14 protein-coding genes and 1 pseudogene are annotated in these 15,243 nt (G+C 66.3%); 11 read left to right on the plus strand and 4 right to left on the minus strand.

Annotated elements, in window-relative coordinates:
• The first annotated feature begins 273 nt into the window (after positions 1-273).
• From AB0D10_RS43155 to AB0D10_RS43205, 11 genes and pseudogenes are all read left to right on the plus strand, one after another.
• The gene (locus AB0D10_RS43155) at positions 274-591 is read left to right on the plus strand and encodes a hypothetical protein (RefSeq protein WP_360267564.1); all 318 of its coding nucleotides are present in this window, start codon (positions 274-276) and stop codon (positions 589-591) included.
• Positions 592-1,255: 664 nt separating this feature from the next.
• Positions 1,256-1,945, plus strand: coding sequence for a hypothetical protein (locus tag AB0D10_RS43160; RefSeq protein ID WP_360267567.1), 690 nt, complete (start codon positions 1,256-1,258; stop codon positions 1,943-1,945).
• A gap of 65 nt (positions 1,946-2,010) precedes the next feature.
• Positions 2,011-2,601, plus strand: coding sequence for a lysophospholipid acyltransferase family protein (locus AB0D10_RS43165; RefSeq protein ID WP_360267570.1), 591 nt, complete (start codon positions 2,011-2,013; stop codon positions 2,599-2,601).
• A gap of 363 nt (positions 2,602-2,964) precedes the next feature.
• Positions 2,965-3,606 (plus strand): hypothetical protein, encoded by a 642-nt coding sequence (locus AB0D10_RS43170; protein WP_360267573.1) that lies wholly within the window; start codon positions 2,965-2,967, stop codon positions 3,604-3,606.
• Complete coding sequence (locus AB0D10_RS43175; RefSeq protein WP_360267576.1) at positions 3,599-4,645, plus strand: polyprenyl synthetase family protein; 1,047 nt, start codon at positions 3,599-3,601, stop codon at positions 4,643-4,645. Before AB0D10_RS43170 ends, AB0D10_RS43175 begins: the two co-directional genes overlap by 8 nt.
• Positions 4,646-4,806: 161 nt before the next feature.
• The gene (locus AB0D10_RS43180; protein WP_360267579.1) at positions 4,807-5,568 is read left to right on the plus strand and encodes a hypothetical protein; all 762 of its coding nucleotides are present in this window, start codon (positions 4,807-4,809) and stop codon (positions 5,566-5,568) included.
• 1 nt (position 5,569) lies between these two features.
• Entirely contained in the window at positions 5,570-6,250 is a 681-nt protein-coding gene (locus AB0D10_RS43185; RefSeq protein ID WP_360267582.1) for a lysophospholipid acyltransferase family protein, read from the plus strand.
• 47 nt (positions 6,251-6,297) lie between these two features.
• Positions 6,298-7,818 (plus strand): AMP-binding protein, encoded by a 1,521-nt coding sequence (locus AB0D10_RS43190; RefSeq protein ID WP_360267631.1) that lies wholly within the window; start codon positions 6,298-6,300, stop codon positions 7,816-7,818.
• Positions 7,819-8,474: 656 nt separating this feature from the next.
• A pseudogene (locus AB0D10_RS43195) lies at positions 8,475-9,158 on the plus strand (aminoglycoside phosphotransferase family protein); the annotation flags it as partial.
• Between the two features lie 448 nt (positions 9,159-9,606).
• Positions 9,607-9,891 carry an HIT domain-containing protein gene (locus AB0D10_RS43200; protein WP_360267584.1) on the plus strand — a complete coding sequence of 95 codons (285 nt, stop codon included), beginning with the start codon at positions 9,607-9,609 and terminating at the stop codon, positions 9,889-9,891.
• Positions 9,892-10,376: 485 nt separating this feature from the next.
• Positions 10,377-11,240 (plus strand): hypothetical protein, encoded by an 864-nt coding sequence (locus AB0D10_RS43205; RefSeq protein WP_360267587.1) that lies wholly within the window; start codon positions 10,377-10,379, stop codon positions 11,238-11,240.
• A 160-nt stretch (positions 11,241-11,400) separates the two neighbouring features.
• Here AB0D10_RS43205 and AB0D10_RS43210 read toward each other — a convergent pair whose 3' ends face one another.
• From AB0D10_RS43210 to fabG, 4 genes are all read right to left on the minus strand, one after another.
• Positions 11,401-12,585: a cytochrome P450 gene (locus tag AB0D10_RS43210; protein ID WP_360267590.1), complete on the minus strand. Its 1,185-nt coding sequence runs from the start codon at positions 12,583-12,585 to the stop codon at positions 11,401-11,403.
• Positions 12,586-12,597: 12 nt separating this feature from the next.
• Positions 12,598-13,839: an MAB_1171c family putative transporter gene (locus AB0D10_RS43215; RefSeq protein WP_360267593.1), complete on the minus strand. Its 1,242-nt coding sequence runs from the start codon at positions 13,837-13,839 to the stop codon at positions 12,598-12,600.
• A 15-nt stretch (positions 13,840-13,854) separates the two neighbouring features.
• The gene (locus AB0D10_RS43220) at positions 13,855-14,214 is read right to left on the minus strand and encodes an ImmA/IrrE family metallo-endopeptidase (protein WP_360267596.1); all 360 of its coding nucleotides are present in this window, start codon (positions 14,212-14,214) and stop codon (positions 13,855-13,857) included.
• A gap of 228 nt (positions 14,215-14,442) precedes the next feature.
• Entirely contained in the window at positions 14,443-15,150 is a 708-nt protein-coding gene (gene fabG, locus AB0D10_RS43225) for a 3-oxoacyl-ACP reductase FabG (RefSeq protein ID WP_360267598.1), read from the minus strand.
• Positions 15,151-15,243: the final 93 nt, after the last annotated feature.

Consider the following 15,243-nt stretch of genomic DNA (forward strand, 5'->3'; position numbering starts at 1 on the left):
CCTCACAGCACACGACTACCGGGGCCGACCCTCCGCAGGCAGGCGAACGCTACTGATTCACCCATCCGAGCGACATCACGGATTCAACTTCAGTACCTGCCCGAGGCCAGCATGGAGAAGATCTACCCCGCCAACCCCGGCCGCGATGAACTCCCGCCCACTTCATGACTGTTGGCGCACGACCACTACACCACTTCATGGGACACGACCACGAGTCGCGCCGACCAGCACAGACGCCGCCTGCGCGAGGCGCCCCACAGGACAGGCAGATGTGTGACTGTGCAGGTCACGCCGGTCTTCTACGCACCCTCAGAAGATCTGCACCTATATGGGTTCACGATCCGGGCGATGGCATGCAATGCGGCAAAATGCCCTGCGATGGCGTTTGCGGCGGTGAACCAGGCGGTTCGGGTCTATCGCAGGCTGGAACGGGCCGATGCGGGTGAGTTCAATCGCCAACTCGCCGATGCACTGCTTTACCAGTCGCGCGTGCTGGCCGCACGTGGGAGAACTGAGGAGTCCGAAGCCGCGGAGGCGGAGGCATGGCGGGTTCAGGGCATTGCCGTCGGCACTCCCACCTCGGCCACCTGAGCCAGCCCTGTGGGGTTCTGGGGTCATAGGGGGCAAGGGGTCGCAGGTTCAAATCCTGTCGTCCCGACGTATGTGACCAGCGGGTCTGTCAGTAATGACAGGCTCGTTGTTCTCGTTCGAGTGAACGGTGATGGCACCGTGGTGGCAGCGCCCGTAACCCTGGTGACGTTCTGCCAGCTACGCGGTACCCGGAAGGCCTGACGCCCCGCCACCGGGGACGGCGGGTGGAGGCGTGGCCTCGTTCAGCGCCTGGCACGGCGCGGTGACGGCATCGCGCGCGGCGTGCGGAAGCACCTCCGATCGCGCCAGCCATGCCTGTTATCCCCTATCTTGGGAATTGCACTGCTGGTTCTAGCCGTGGCAGGCCTTTAATATGATTCACGACTCGGGCGGGGCGGATCCGTGGCAGCGGGTATCCGGTCTCCATCAGGCATTTCTTCTGGTCACGATCTCACGCTATTCCCTTTGGCACTTGACTAAGCGACCATATCGGCTCGGTAGGCCTGTAAATCGCGAGGAGAGTGCGTGGTCAAAGGTGCGCGCGGGTGCGCGTTCGGCAGTCTACGATAGCGTTATCAACCACTTTCTCAATGGTTACGCAGAATTGACAGGCCGCCGCCTTCGGCCCGAGACGGGCGCACTCGTTATCCTGCTCTACCGACTCATGGCAGCCTTCGATGACGAGTATGAACGCAGAACGCGCGAGGGTGGGTCGATGGAGTTTGGCGATATTCTTGGCTCAGGGCCCCTGCAGGTGCATATGGATGCTCTCTCTGAATTTCTAGCAGACCATCCTGAGCGCCATTCCATCCGTAACTTCCTTGAATGCTTCGCAGCGGACAACTATAAGCGCTATCTCCAACTAACGCGTTCCAGTGAGACGGTTAGGGATATTTCACATCAGCTTGAGATGATCGAGTTGGACTCTGGCGGTTTCCTCACCTGTACCGCACACGTCATCGGCATCTTCAACGGACATGCTCCCACGGCGGAATTGATTTCCGAGTTCGCGCATCTCGGAGTAGTCGGAAAGCTCGCCGACGATATGCTAGACGTGTGGTCTGACTATCGCGAGGATGTCGCAAATATCCTATCAGGGATAATCCGTGAGTATCCGGAGGAGTATCAGGTCTTTGCGGCACATGCGGACGTCGCTCCGCGCGTGGGATTCCGCTGGTGGCGAGCCCGCTGCCCTCGCGCATTCTCCTCGTTTACGGAGATCCTTGCCTCGCACCGCTCGGCGCTGTCGACCCGTTCCTTGGGCGTCGCAGGTGACCTGATGCTGCTGCCCTCCGTTTGGGGAGGGCCGGTGGCACGGTCGGCCACGGCTGCACGTGAGGTTGAGCCGTCTTGAGTGCCTGGTGGCTCCTACGAAATATCTTTCCAGGACCTGTTGTCAAAGCTGCCTACCGTCCCGTCGTGGAGGGCCTGGAGAACGTGCCCTCTGAAGGTGCTGCCATCGTCGTGAGCAATCATCTGTCGTGGGCCGACCCCGGCTTTCTGCAACTCGCCGTCGACCGCCAGTTGATCTTCGTGGCCAACGCCCGCTTCTATCGGCGACCTGGCCTATCCGGGTTCCTCATGAGGAGCTTTCTCAGCACCTGTGGGGCGGTACCCGTGGATCCGGCAGGCGGGTCGGCGGTGGAATCCTTGGTGGATGCGGCGCATATTGCCTTGACCGCTGGACGACTCTTTTGCCTGTACCCGGAGGGCGGCATCGCGCGGGACGGACGGCTCCACCGAGGCAAGACCGGAATCGGCAGGGTCGTTCTAGCCACTGGTGCACCTGTTGTACCTGTGGCGATGCTCAACACGGACTTACTTTTGCCGCCTGTGCGGAAATCCCCAGCCTTCCAGCGGGTAAGGATTCGGGTGGGTCGTCCAATCGTCTTCTCCGCGTGGGCCATGCCGCCCCGAGAGGGCGAGGCGATGCGCGCGGTCACCGGCGAGATCATGCGTGAAATCCACCGGTTATCCGGGCGCGATTACGTGGATCGCTATGTTCGCTAACTTTTCACGTTACTCAGCGACCGCAGACCCATTAGCTGCAAGGTGGACCGAGGCGGTCGGCAAGGGGTGCGCGGTGGCATTACGGGGGCGGTTCGGTTTGAAGGAGCCCTGCCTTGGGCCTGGCGGTGAAATGCTGACCGTTCTTCATGTCAATTTCGGCGCGAGACGGCATGGCCGAGAGGATTGAATGAAATGAGCACGGCGGAAGGGTGTGGTATTGAGTGGGCGGAAGAACTCTCCTCAGGTGATCTGAGAGCTTGCTCTGTGTCCTCATCGACGAAAATTACCTGGCAGGGGAGAAGATTTCCGGTCGACCGATCTCCTGTGGAAAGTTCGGTCCTCGAGCGCTACGCTGCCTCCCACGTGAGCGAATCAGATCTCGCGGCAATTCGTGCTGTCTGGTCCGGCCAAGGCCTGCTGGAAACTGCCGGGGCGTTCGTCTTCCTGAGTTACCTCACTGCACCTACCCTGACTGCCGTCCGTGCGCCGGGTGTGCGCGACGCTCTGGCCCGCTCAACGCTCGACGGGGCAGCGGAGCGTGTGTTTCTGCTCCGACTGTTCGGGCTCACTGCCGAGCGAGCGTGGACAGGGGGCATCAGGAATGCAAAGGTTCGACAACTTGCACGGGTGGTCGCGAGGCGCCATGCGGAATTCCCTGGTATGCGACAAGAATACCTGGACTTCATTGCGTCAGTGATCGCCCTGTCGCCGTTGCTCGTCAGATTGGAAGCCGGCCGACCGCCCAGTGACAGCGATCGGCGAGGCTACTGGCGCTATGCCACTGCCGCCATGTCACTGCTGACGGTTCGGCTGGGCAGCGAGCACGAGAGTAAGCAGAAGTGTCTGGCCTTCACCGAGGGAAATGCCGGGCTCTCTTCAGACGGGTTGGCGATGCTTACCGCATTCTCCGTTCGGCACCCCCGGTACTTCGCTGCGGCGTTGCCGACGCTGTTTCCGGGAGCACGTTCTGTCGTCCGCGTCGCGCTGGGAGAAACTGATGTCTGAGACCTTGAGCGCCTGGTACGCCGAGCCGCTTGCCGAGATCGACCGACTGATCGACGACGAGCTGGAGTACTGGCCCTGGCAGTACGCACCCGAGATGGAGAAGCTGGTCCGCGGGCAACTCGGCCGGAAGGGTAAGAGGCTGCGCCCGCTCTTTATGTTCGCCCTGGCTGATGTCCTGGGTGGTGATCCCTGGCGTACAGTCGCCGGTGCCGTCGGGGTGGAACTCTACCACCTGGCCTCGCTCATCCTTGATGACGTCCAGGATAAATCGGCCGTTAGGCGGGGGATGCCGACAGTGCACACAACGTCAGGGGTCAGCACTGCTCTAAACGCGGCAGGATTGATTCGAGCCCTCTCCTTCCAGCCGCTGCGTCGTTCGGCAACGCTGGAGCCCATCGAAAAGCTGCGCGTACATGAACGCGTCGGCACAGCTACGATGCACCTCTATCTGGGGCAGACCATCGACATCGGCTGGGGCGACGGGTGGTACCCCGAGATTGGCGACTACCCTTATGAACAAATGATCGGGTACAAGTCCGGCGCGATGTTCGGCTGCGCCGCCTGGATCGCGGCTCTTCTCTCCGGCGCGCCGGAGGCCATCATGAAATCGGCGGAAGAGTTCGGGACCAAAGCGGGAGCGCTCTACCAGCTCGTGGACGACTACCTGGACGTATTCGGCTCGGACGGGGTACTTCGCCGTCCAGCCCTGGAGGATTTGCGTGGCGGGAAGCCGACCTGGCCGTTGATCACGCTGTGCCAGTTGCTGGCCGCCCGGGGCGAGCGGGCAACAGCCGACTTGGTCGTTCATCGGCTGAGGGGAGCGGACGCCCGAGAGGCAGATTGGAACTGGCTCCTTGCAATGGCCGATGAGCTCGGCGTCGCGGAGACCCTCCGTCAAGACCTGGACCGGCGGGCCCGGGAGCTCACTACGCAGGCGCGGGATCTCCTGTCGGGTAGGGACAATCCACCTATGATCGAGTCGCTGGTCCAAGCCCTCCTGCGGTCCGCCACGGTCGTAACCTCAGCGCGGGAGGGGTGAGGAGAATGCCGCCCGGCACCTCAAACCTGCGTCTCGCCTCACAGGCCGCGCCTTTCCTGGCGCGCTTCGCGCGTCACCTTGCCGGTCGACCCTACCGCCGTGGCCTTGATGGCGGCAGTAGGTTGCAGGCGCGTATCCGCGTTGCGGTATATGACGCAATGATGAACCTTCTGCTCGACGGCTACGCCGAGCTGGCCGGCTGCCCGCTCAGGGAGGAGACGGGGCGGTTGGTCGTTCACCTCAACCGACTCGTCGGCGCGTTCGATGACGAGTACGAGGTGAGGCTCGGCAATGGGCATTCTCTTGAGCTGGCTGATGTCTTCGCGGGTGAACTTGTGCAGAGGCGGCTACTCGCCCTGGGTGACTTTCTGCAGCCCCACCCGGAGCAGCATGCGATCCGAGAATTCCTGGTGAGTAGACTGTCGGGCTCCTACGACCGATACGTGGCCCTTACCCAGTCAGCGCCGGACTTCGATCGGTGCTTCGAGAGTGTGGTGCTGGACTCTGGGGGGCTCGGGGAGTGCCTCGCCCACGTGATTGGCCTCTTCAATGGCGCCGTGCCTGAGACTGGGATGGTCGAGCAGTTCGCAAGCTTCGGAATCGTCGGGAAACTAGCCGATGACGTGATCGACTTCTGGGACGACCTTGCGAATAGAAGGACCAACGTGATGGTCGGCCTCGTCTACCGACATCCCATCGAGCGCGAAAAGGTCCTGCAGGCGGCCGGCCAGAGGCCCCGTGCGCGTTTGGCCTGGTGGCAGCAGAACTGCCCCAACTCGTTCGGCGAGCTGGCTCACCTCATCGAGGAGCACCGTGCACGGCTGAATACCCCCAGTCTGCGTCTGGCTGCGGACCTGGTGCTCGTGCCTGCGCGCCGAGGGAGCCTCCCCCTGCACTCGACTCCGGTCGGCCTGAGGATCTGACATGCTCTATTGGACGTTGCGCTATCTCTTTCCTGGACCGATTCTGCGGCTTCTATGCGGGCTGAGTGCTGAGGGCGTGCAGCACGTCCTAGTGGAAGGCCCGCTGATTCTTGCATGTGACCATCTGTCGTTCCTGGACCCGGCTTTGGTACAGCTGCTGGTACGACGGCGTGTCGTGTTCGCGGCCAAGCAGGAGTACTTCACGAGACGTGGACTGCGAGGCCTCGCTGTACGGTGGTTCTTCAAGGCCATCCGGATGATCCCGGTGGACCGCTCGGGAGGGGCAGCGGCGGAGGAGGCGATCGCCAACGCCGCTGCTGTGTTGCACCAGGGGGGTGCCCTCGGGATCTTCCCGGAGGGAACGCGTTCGCCTGACGGGCGTCTTCACCGAGGGCGCACCGGGGTAGGCCGACTCGTGCTAGCGAGTCGGGCACCTGTGGTGCCGGTGGCATTGATCGGTACAGACCGGATCCTCCCACCGGGGAGAAGACTGCCAAGGATCGGAAAGGTGACGATCCGATTCGGCAGACCGATGGAGTTCGGCGAAGTCTCCAGCCGAGCCGTCACCGATGAGGTCATGCGCGCAGTACAGCAACTGTCTGGCCGGCCATACGTGGATGCCTACGCGCCAATTCCCAGCTCAGGCCGCATGAATAGGCCCTCGGGCGGTGGACCTTGCTAAGGACCCTGATGCGCAGTGGTCTCCTGCGGCCGGGCAGGCCGTGGCGGATGGCCAGACAATTGCTCGCCTTTGGGAAGTGGGGGTTGGGTCCAGCGGGGGAAGTGCACGCAGCCGCCCGCCGGTCGCCCAACAGCGTAGCGGTTGTGGACGAGGAGGGGCAGGTCACCTACGAGGAGCTGTTGGTTCGGGTGACGGAGGTCGCGCGGGCGCTGCAGGCGCTCCGGGCGACCCGGGTGGGGGTGTTGTGCCGTAATCACCGGGGAGCCCTGGAAGGAATGGTGGCGGCACTGGTGGCCGGAGCCGATGCTGTGCTGCTGAACACACACCTGAAGCCCGCGCAGTTGACGGATGTGGCGCTGGAGCAGCGCCTGAACGTGCTCTGCCACGAAGCGGAGTTCGCTGGCTGGGTGGACTCGGTATCGACGGTTGAACTGCCATGGGATGGGTCGGTCCGGGTTCATGCGCCTCGCCTGCCCACGACAGGGTCGCTCGCTGACCAGCAGATTCCCCAACGGGGGCGCATGCCTGTGTGGCCGCGGCGGCGTGTGGGGCGAGTCGTCGTGCTCACGGCCGGGACGACCGGGGTGCCGAAGGGCGCGGCACTGTCTCGGCCGCCTAGCCCGAAGCCGCTTCTGGCACTTCTGACGCGTATTCCATTGCGCGTCGGTGATCGCGTTCTGATCGCTGTGCCGCTCTTCGGTACATGGGGGCACTCGGCTGTCCAGGCCGCTCTCGCTTTGCGGGCCACGGTCGTGATGCAGCGGCGCTTCCACCCCGCCGAGACACTGCGCATGCTGGCGGAAGAACGGTGCACGGTCCTGATTGCGGCACCGGTCATGCTGGAACAGCTCCTGGACCGTCCGGAGCAAACACCGCCCGGGCTCCGGCTCGTGCTAGTAGGCGGCGCGCCGCTGCGAGCTCGACTCGCCACCCGGTTCATGGACGCCTATGGGGAGGTACTTTTCAACGTTTATGGCTCGACGGAGGTCTCCTGCGTGAGCGTCGCGACCCCATCCGACCTGCGTCGTAGCCCCGACACGGCTGGCCGGCCCCCGCGCGGCACCCGTGTGACCGTGCTCGGGCAAGACGGTGAGCAGGTACCTACCGGTGAGGTAGGGCGGATCTTCGTCAGCAATGCGCTGCTCTTCAGCGGTTACACCTCGTGCGAGTCAACTTCTCCGGGACTGGAACGGCGCCAGGGAATGATCGCCACGGGCGACCTGGGTCACCTGGACGATGACGGGCTGCTCTTCGTCGACGGTCGGGAAGATGAAATGATCGTCTCGGGCGGTGAGAACGTATTCCCCGGCCCGGTGGAAACCTTGATCGGACAGCTGCCGCAAGTGCAAGAAGTAGCGGTGATCGGCGTGCCTGACGCGACCTACGGACAAAGCCTCGCCGCCTTCATCGTCCTCCGTAAAGGCGCCGCCCTTGAGGCAGAACAGGTTCGTGCACACATCCAGGCATATCTCATGCGCTCCTCCGTCCCCCGAGACGTCACCTTCCTCCCGTCGCTGCCCCGGAATCCAGCAGGAAAGATCATCCCTCGGGAGTTGCCTGATCTGTGATGGGTGCAGATCTTCTGAGGGTTGGTCATAGGTGTGTGACCAGCAGGTTCGTCGTTGGTGGCTGATCCGGGAGGGTTCGCGCCCTGTCATTTCGGCACCGGAACATCCGAGCTGTGGTGACGAGTCGCGCCGACCAGCACAGACGCCGCCTGCGCGAGGCGCCCCACAGGACAGGCGGATGTGTGACTGTGCAGGTCACGCCGGTCTTCTACGCACCCTCAGAAGATCTGCACCCATACGAGAACCGCCGCAACGCTGAACCGATCAGCACCAAAACCATTGCGCACAACGGAGTCACCGAGAGCCTGGTGCGACTGGGAGGCCAAGCTCGCCCACGTCACCTACGCCCGGCCCGCCCGGTCCGCGACCTGCTGCACCCGAATGTACTCTCGACCCGAACTTTCCGACGCCCTGTACCGGGCCGGATTGACGGTCGTCTCCTTCGCTGGGGACTTCGCTGGCGGCCCTGCCCGAAAACCGCACCGTCGCCACCCCCATCACCCGGAGCGCATACCCGTGATCACCCGCCGAAACGCCAGCAGCATCACCGCCGAAGCCGAGACCGAACTCCTCGCCGCCCGCGGACTCACCCCCCGCCGACCTGATCGCCGCCGGCACCGAGGCCCGCGTCTACGCCCTCGGCTACGACCAGGGTCCTCAAGGTCTACGCCGACCCCGACCAGCGCCAGGCGCTGGAGACCATCGCCGACCTCTATCGGCGTTTCGACCGCACCAGCGTCCCCTACGCCCTGCCCGAGATCCAGGCCATCGAGCAGCACGGCCCCCTGCTGGCCGTCACCAAGACCCGCCTGCCCGGCACCCCGATGGGCGACGCGCTCGACCTCATTGACCCCGCCACCGAACACACCTACCTCGCCGCCGTCCGTGACTTTACGGGCCTGCGCCTGACCACCCTGCTCGACCGGCGCATGCTCCTAGACCCCGACCCGTCCCACGAGGGCGAGGACTGGAACGCCTTCCTGCGCCGCCTCCTGGAGCAGAAGCTCCCGAAGGTGCTGACCGACCTGCGCCTCGACGTCCCCGCCATCGACAGCATCATCGACCGGCTCACCGCGCGGCTTGCCCGCCCCTACACCGGCCCCGAGGGCGTCATTCACGGCGACCTCTACCCCGACAACATCCTCGTCACCGCCGATGGCAAGGTCAGCGCCGTCATCGACTTCGGCACGTTCACCCTGCTCGGTGACCCGCTCTACGACCTGGCCGGGGCCTGCGCCTACTGGATGTACGACGTGGACCGCCTCGCCGTCCGCAACCGCCTGCTGGCCGCAGCCGCCGCGAGTCTTACTGCTGACCGGCGCGCCCAGCTGGCCGACTAACTGCACCTGATCGCTCTGCTCTCCTGCGACCTCTACCCGAAGCAGGACCTACACATCCGCGAGACCGGCCAATACCAGTGGGCCGCTGACGTCCTCAACTCCCAGACGGGCTGGAGAGGCTGAGGGCATCGCTGGCGAACGCGTCGTAGCAGTATCGGAAGAGGAGCGCGACTGCACGGTCTGACGGCAGTGCTCGCAGGCTCATAGCGCCGGAATATTCCGATTGTCGTGTCATTCGGAACAGGTGAGTGCACGTCATATCGCGCGGTACGCTGGGCCGCTGGTTGGTCAACTTCAACGACTGCGGTGACCTCCGGTACTTCCCTGCCCCAGCTGTCGCCGCAGAGCCATAGGGAACGGGTGCACTGTGACGACTCCGACAGCGCCGACAACGGTTTCGGACTTCTACTGCAACGAGGCGCTGAACGGTGTCACGCCGGTGAGGGTAGTGGATGAGACCGACACGGTGCTCGCGTTTGAGCACACGAGGCCGAGCTACCCGGTGCACATCGTGGTCGTCCCGAAGCGGCACATCCCGTCGCTGGTGGACCTCGGCGACGGCACCGAGGAGGTGCTCGCGGACGTTCTCCGGGTGGTCCGGAAGGTCGCTGCGAAGGTGCGGGAGGAGTACGGCGCGGCGTGTGTCGTGACGAACGAGGGCGCGTACCAGGAGTCGAAGCACATGCACTGGCACGTGCTGTTCCGCGGCGGGCTGCCGGAGGGCCTGGCCTGAGGCAGCCCGGGGCGGCTCAGCGCGCGTGACGGCGGCGCGGGCGAGGCCGACCGTCCTGGTGGCGATGTTCCTCGCGATGCGGTGGACGGCGTCGGGGTCGGGCTGGCGTTGGCGTCGGGCACCGCCCAGTGTGGGCAGCAGCTGCTCGCAGGCGTGCAGGAGGGGTTGCCCGTCTGTCATCTCCTCGTCGGCGACGACGACGCAGGTGGCGCGCTGCACGTACGTCTGCGCGTTGTCGAGCTGGTCGCCGTGGCACCGTCGCAGCCGTGGGCGGGGCCGACGTCGATGCAAAGCGATTCGTCGCGGTGTGATCAAGGTCGCTCGGTGTCGGCTTCACTTGCGACGGGGTTCGTGGCTATGGTCCGTCGTCCCCCGGCTGGGACAGGCCCGGCCGAGGAACGAGGAGGCCCTTCCTGATCATCCACCGCAGCCCGCACTCGTCGAACTTCGTGATCATTCCGAACTCGTTGGCGCAGAACCGCGCCGTGACCTACACCGCCCGGGGACTGCTGGTAGACCTCCTGTCCCGCCCGGACGACTGGCGCGAGACGTGTCGGCAGATGGCGGACTCAAGTCCGCAGGGTCGTAAGGCGCTGGCGGCGGCGCTGGACGAGTTGCGGGCGTGGGGGTACTACCGGGTGGAGGTGGTCCGGCTTCCCAACGGGCGGCTGCGCTCGGAGGCTCACATCTTCGACCGGCCGCAGCCGGGAGGACTGCCGGGTGCCACTGCACCGGACTCCGGTGAGTCGGACACCGCTGATCGTGGCGTCCTTCCAAAGGACCTGGTCAAAGTACCTACCCTCCCCGTCGCGGCGGCTCCGCCGGTCGCCGAGAACGGTCAGGCGGACGCCGAGGGCGGGAGGGAGGAAGCTGCTCCCACACCCGCTCCTCGAACCGCTGAGCCTGCTGCGCCGGCGGACCCGGCGACCCTCGCGGCGATGAGCGCGCTGCTGCGCGTGGTCAGACCGGAGCGGCGCCTGCCGCTGGGTGCGGCAGAGGCGGCGGCACTGGCACCGCTGGTGCGGAAGTGGATAGAGCGCGGCGGCTCGGAGGAGCAGCTGCAGGAGGCGCTGCTGGCCGGGCTGCCGGAGGTGGTCTACTCGCCGTCCGGGGTGCTGCGATCGCGGCTGGAGCGGAAGATGCCGGCGGAGCGCCCTGCGGTGCCGGTGGCGAGGCGGCGGTTCGCGGAATGCGCGGAGTGCCGTGATCCGCTGGCGGAGCCGGGACTGTGCGGACGGTGTCAGGGGGCGGAACCCCGTCGTGCGGGTGAGGTGCAGGGTACCGAGGTGACGGCGCGAGGGATGGCCAAGGTCCGTGCAGCGCTGGCTGGTTCGGCATCAACGGTATGAGACGCGCTGGCGGCTCGGTCGGCTCTGGGGGCCGGGGTTGCCCGGGTGAGGGATGTTCGGCGGGTGTTGGGGGCGTGTGAGCCGTCGTTGGGCATGACCTGGCGGCTGCTGGCGGCGGCGGTGCTGCCGGGGACGGATCCTCGGCAGCACCGGGCTGTGCCTACAGCAGGACGGGCAGCGACTCCAGACCCCGGATGAGGCGGGAGCGGCGCCACTGCAGCTGCTCGGCGGGGACGGCCAGCCGCAGGCCGGGGAAGCGCTTGAGCAGGACCCGCAGTGCGGTCTCGACCTCGGCGTGGGCGAGCGGTGCGCCGAGGCAGCGGTGGATGCCGTGGCCGAACGAGAGGTGGCTGGCGGCATCCGGGCGCTGGAGGTCGAGCCGGTCCGGATCGGTGAACCTCCCGGGGTCGCGGTTGGCGGCCCCGGGGGACACCAGGACCGGGGTGCCGGCGGCGACTTCCACGTTGCCCAGCCGCACTGTGTGGGCGGCGTGGCGCCACGTGGCGATGCTCACGGGCGCGTCGTAGCGCAGGAGTTCGTCTACAGCGGCGGGGATGCGGTGCGGGTAGGCCAGCAGGCCCTCCAACTCGGCCGGGTGCTGGAGGAGCGCAAGGACGGCGTTGCCGATCGCTGCCGTAGTGGTCTCGTGGCCGGCGATCAGGAGCAGTAGGCCGAGGGAGACCAGTTCCTCCTCGCTGAGGCGGTCGCCGTCGGCGTCGCGGACGGCGATCAGGGCGGAGAGCAACGCCTGGTCCGGTCGGGAGCGCTTGGTGGCGATCAGCTGGGTCATGTAATCGGCGAGGTCGTGGGAGGCCGCGTCGATCCGGGTGCTGTCGCCGGTGGCGAACAGGTCGGTGGACAGGGCGCGGATCCTGCCCCAGTCCTCCGGAGGTACGCCGAGGAGCTGGCAGATCACGGCGACGGGGAGGGGGCCGGCGAGGTCCGCGATCAGGTCGACCTCGCTTCCCGGCTCCCAGCGCCGGATCAACTGCTCGGCCAGGTGGCGGATGCAGGGGCGGAGGCTGTCCACGGTGGAGGGGGTGAACGCCCGGACGACCAGCCGGCGAAGGCGGGTGTGCGTGGGCGGGTCGGTGTGCAGCATGGTGTGGGCGACCGCGGGGTGGAGCGAGCGTCCGGACGGGCGGTCAGCGAAGAAAGCCGCGGTGTCCTTGGAGAGGTCGGCGGCGAGTGCCTGGCGCGCCTGCTCGTAGCCGGTGACGGCAACCGCCGGCCCCGTACTTCCGCCCATGGGAATCTGGAGGATCGGGGATCGACCGCGCAGCGCTGCGTAGGTCGGGTAGCGGTCCCGGTAGAACTCCGGGTCCGAGAACGGGGAGGAGGCCATGTTGCTGCCTTCCTAGGCCGCGGTGAGCACCGAGACCTGGTGGTCGGCGGCGCGGTGGACGATGTCGTTGGTCGCGTACTGCCGGGAGACCGAGCGTAGCCACAACGCCTCGGCGCGCAGGTCTCCCTCGCGGGTGTCGGCACCGGCAGCCTGCGGGGCAGGATCGTCCTGGGCAGGGGCACCTGCGCGGGCGGCCCGGATCGCTCCTGCGACCACGGCTGCCTCGACGATCGCGGCCCCGCGATCGGTCCCGGCGTGCCGAGTGGCAGCGACGGCTGCTGCTGCTGCCTGCTGGACCGCGCGTGAGCGGTGCTCGTCCAGGGTGAGGATCCCGTCGCAGACCTCCACGACTCTACGGTGGAGGACGAGGTCGGTCTCGGTCTCACCGCCGACCGTCCGGAAGACGACGCTGGGGCAGACCTGCGTCAGGTCCTGCCAGAGTGGGGTGAGGTCCGAGACGGACTGGCGCTCCCAGCGGCGGCGGAGGAACTGCGTGACCGGCCAGAGAACGGCTGGCAGGGTCAGCCCCGTCGTGATGAGCAGCACGCTGACGGCTGGCGCGGTAACGCCGAACGCGCAACTGACTGGCGTCACCAGGCTCGTGCAGCGACCCCCGTCCGGAATGGCGTTCCAACCGAACAGTGCCGCCACGGCGTTAACGGTCTTGTAGTTGGTGTAGAGAAGGGCGACGACGCAGCCAGCGGCGGTCGTGCGCAGGCCGAGCCGCTGGGTGGTCCGGGTTGCCTTGCGAGACCTGGTCCAGGTCTGGGTGAGGCAGTCGAGAACGGCGTACGAGAGGAAGGCGATGTACGCCGCCGAGTAGATGTGAAGGGACGTGGGCCCCTCGTCGAGGCCGCCCTGTGTTTCGGCGGTGCTCCACATCAGCTCGGGGGGCGTGGCGGCGAAGGCCACGGCCATAGTGGCGACGGCCACGGCCAGGAGGCGAAGTCGCCAGCGGATCCGACGGTGGGCCTCGGGCACGTCGTAGTTGAGGTAGAGGAGCACGGCCGAGACTGCGGCTCCCGCGGACAGGGTGGCACTGTTGCTGACCAGCCGGGAGAGGTCCAGCGCGACGGCGTCCTCCAAAGCCCGGACCGTCGGTTGGTAGGCGCTGAAGGCAACCGCGAAGCAGGCCAGGAGGGCAGACAGGCTCAGAGTGCCCGCAGGGCGCTGGCCCGGGCGCCGCCGGAATGCCCAGTAGAGCGAGGCCGTGAGAAGAATGAGGGGCATGCCGCCGAAAATGACGTTGATCACGACGTTCCTTGAGGGTCAGGCGAATATCGCATCCCAGCGCTCATCGGCGGCACTGGGGCGAGGGGCGGGCATCACGGTCCCGCGGTACATGCGCTGAAGTATGAGGGTGGCCATCATTTCCGCCTCGATCTCTGCGTCGGTTTCGTACGACGTGCGGGCGGAAACCCCGAGGACGCTCCAGTCCATTAGGCCGGCGAGTTCCTCGTCCGACATTAGGTCGGCGAGGTCGATCTCACCTTTATGCTCCCAAAGGATATGGGAGAGTTCATGGGCGATAATCTGCCGTCGGTGCAGCGCCGAGGCGTTTTTCTCGTAGTAGATGACCTCACGGTCGGCATATTTCTTGCGCAGTCCGCACGAGAACGCGCCCCTCATGTCGACAGGCTCGCAGACGATTGTCCGTCCGACCAATGAGGCCACGGCGTCTATCAGGTCGTTCTCGCTGAACCGGTGTGGCAGATCCAGGCGCCCGAGTCGATCTTCGCAGGCGTTCCGGAGTGAACTCGCAGGCATGGCACCTCCCAGATGATCAAGGATTCCCCTGGAGTTTCGGGTGGGCCCTGGGCTTCCCCGCGTGCGCCCAGGGCTCGGGTGCGACCGGGGTCAGTGCCCCATGCCGACGCCGCCGTCGACCGGGATGACCGCACCGGTCACGTAGGAGGCGGCGTCGGAGGTCACGAAGGCGACAGCAGCTGCGACCTCGTCCGGCTGGGCCATGCGGCCCATGGGCACGCGCTGCAGCAGGGACTCGCGCTGGGAGTCCGTCAGGACAGCGGTCATGTCGGTCTCGGTCAGCCCGGGCGCGACCACGTTGCTGGTGATGCCGCGCGAGGCCAGCTCGCGGGCCAGGGAGCGGGCGAAGCCGATCAGGCCCGCCTTGCTTGCGGCGTAGTTGGCCTGGCCGGCTTCCCCCGTCATCGCACCTGCGGAGGAGATGAACACCAGGCGGCCGAACCGGCCGCGCAGCATGCCCTTCACGGCCCGCTTGGCGACCCGGTACGCGCCGGCGAGGTTGGTCTGGAGCGTGGCGTCGAAGTCCTCCTCGCTCATACGGAGCAGCAGGGTGTCGCGGGTGATGCCCGCGTTGATCACGACGATCTCGATCGGTCCGTGGGCCGCTTCCACCGCAGAGAGCGCCGCGTCGACTGACTCGGGGCTCGTGACGTCGCACGGCACCGCGAGGAGTCCATCCTCCGGGCAGCCGCCGCTGCGGGAGGTGACAGCGACCCGGTGGCCCTGCTCACGGAGCTGCCGCGCTACGGCCAGCCCGATACCGCGGCTGCCGCCGACAACGAGGGCGGATCGAGACATGGGTCTACTCCAAACGTGGGGGTGGGGGGTGGGGGCCGGCGCGACCTCGCGGCGGGCCGGTAGCCCCACCATGCCAAACCGTGGTCGGAACTG

Source organism: Kitasatospora sp. NPDC048545, assembly GCF_040651155.1.
GTDB lineage: Bacteria > Actinomycetota > Actinomycetes > Streptomycetales > Streptomycetaceae > Kitasatospora.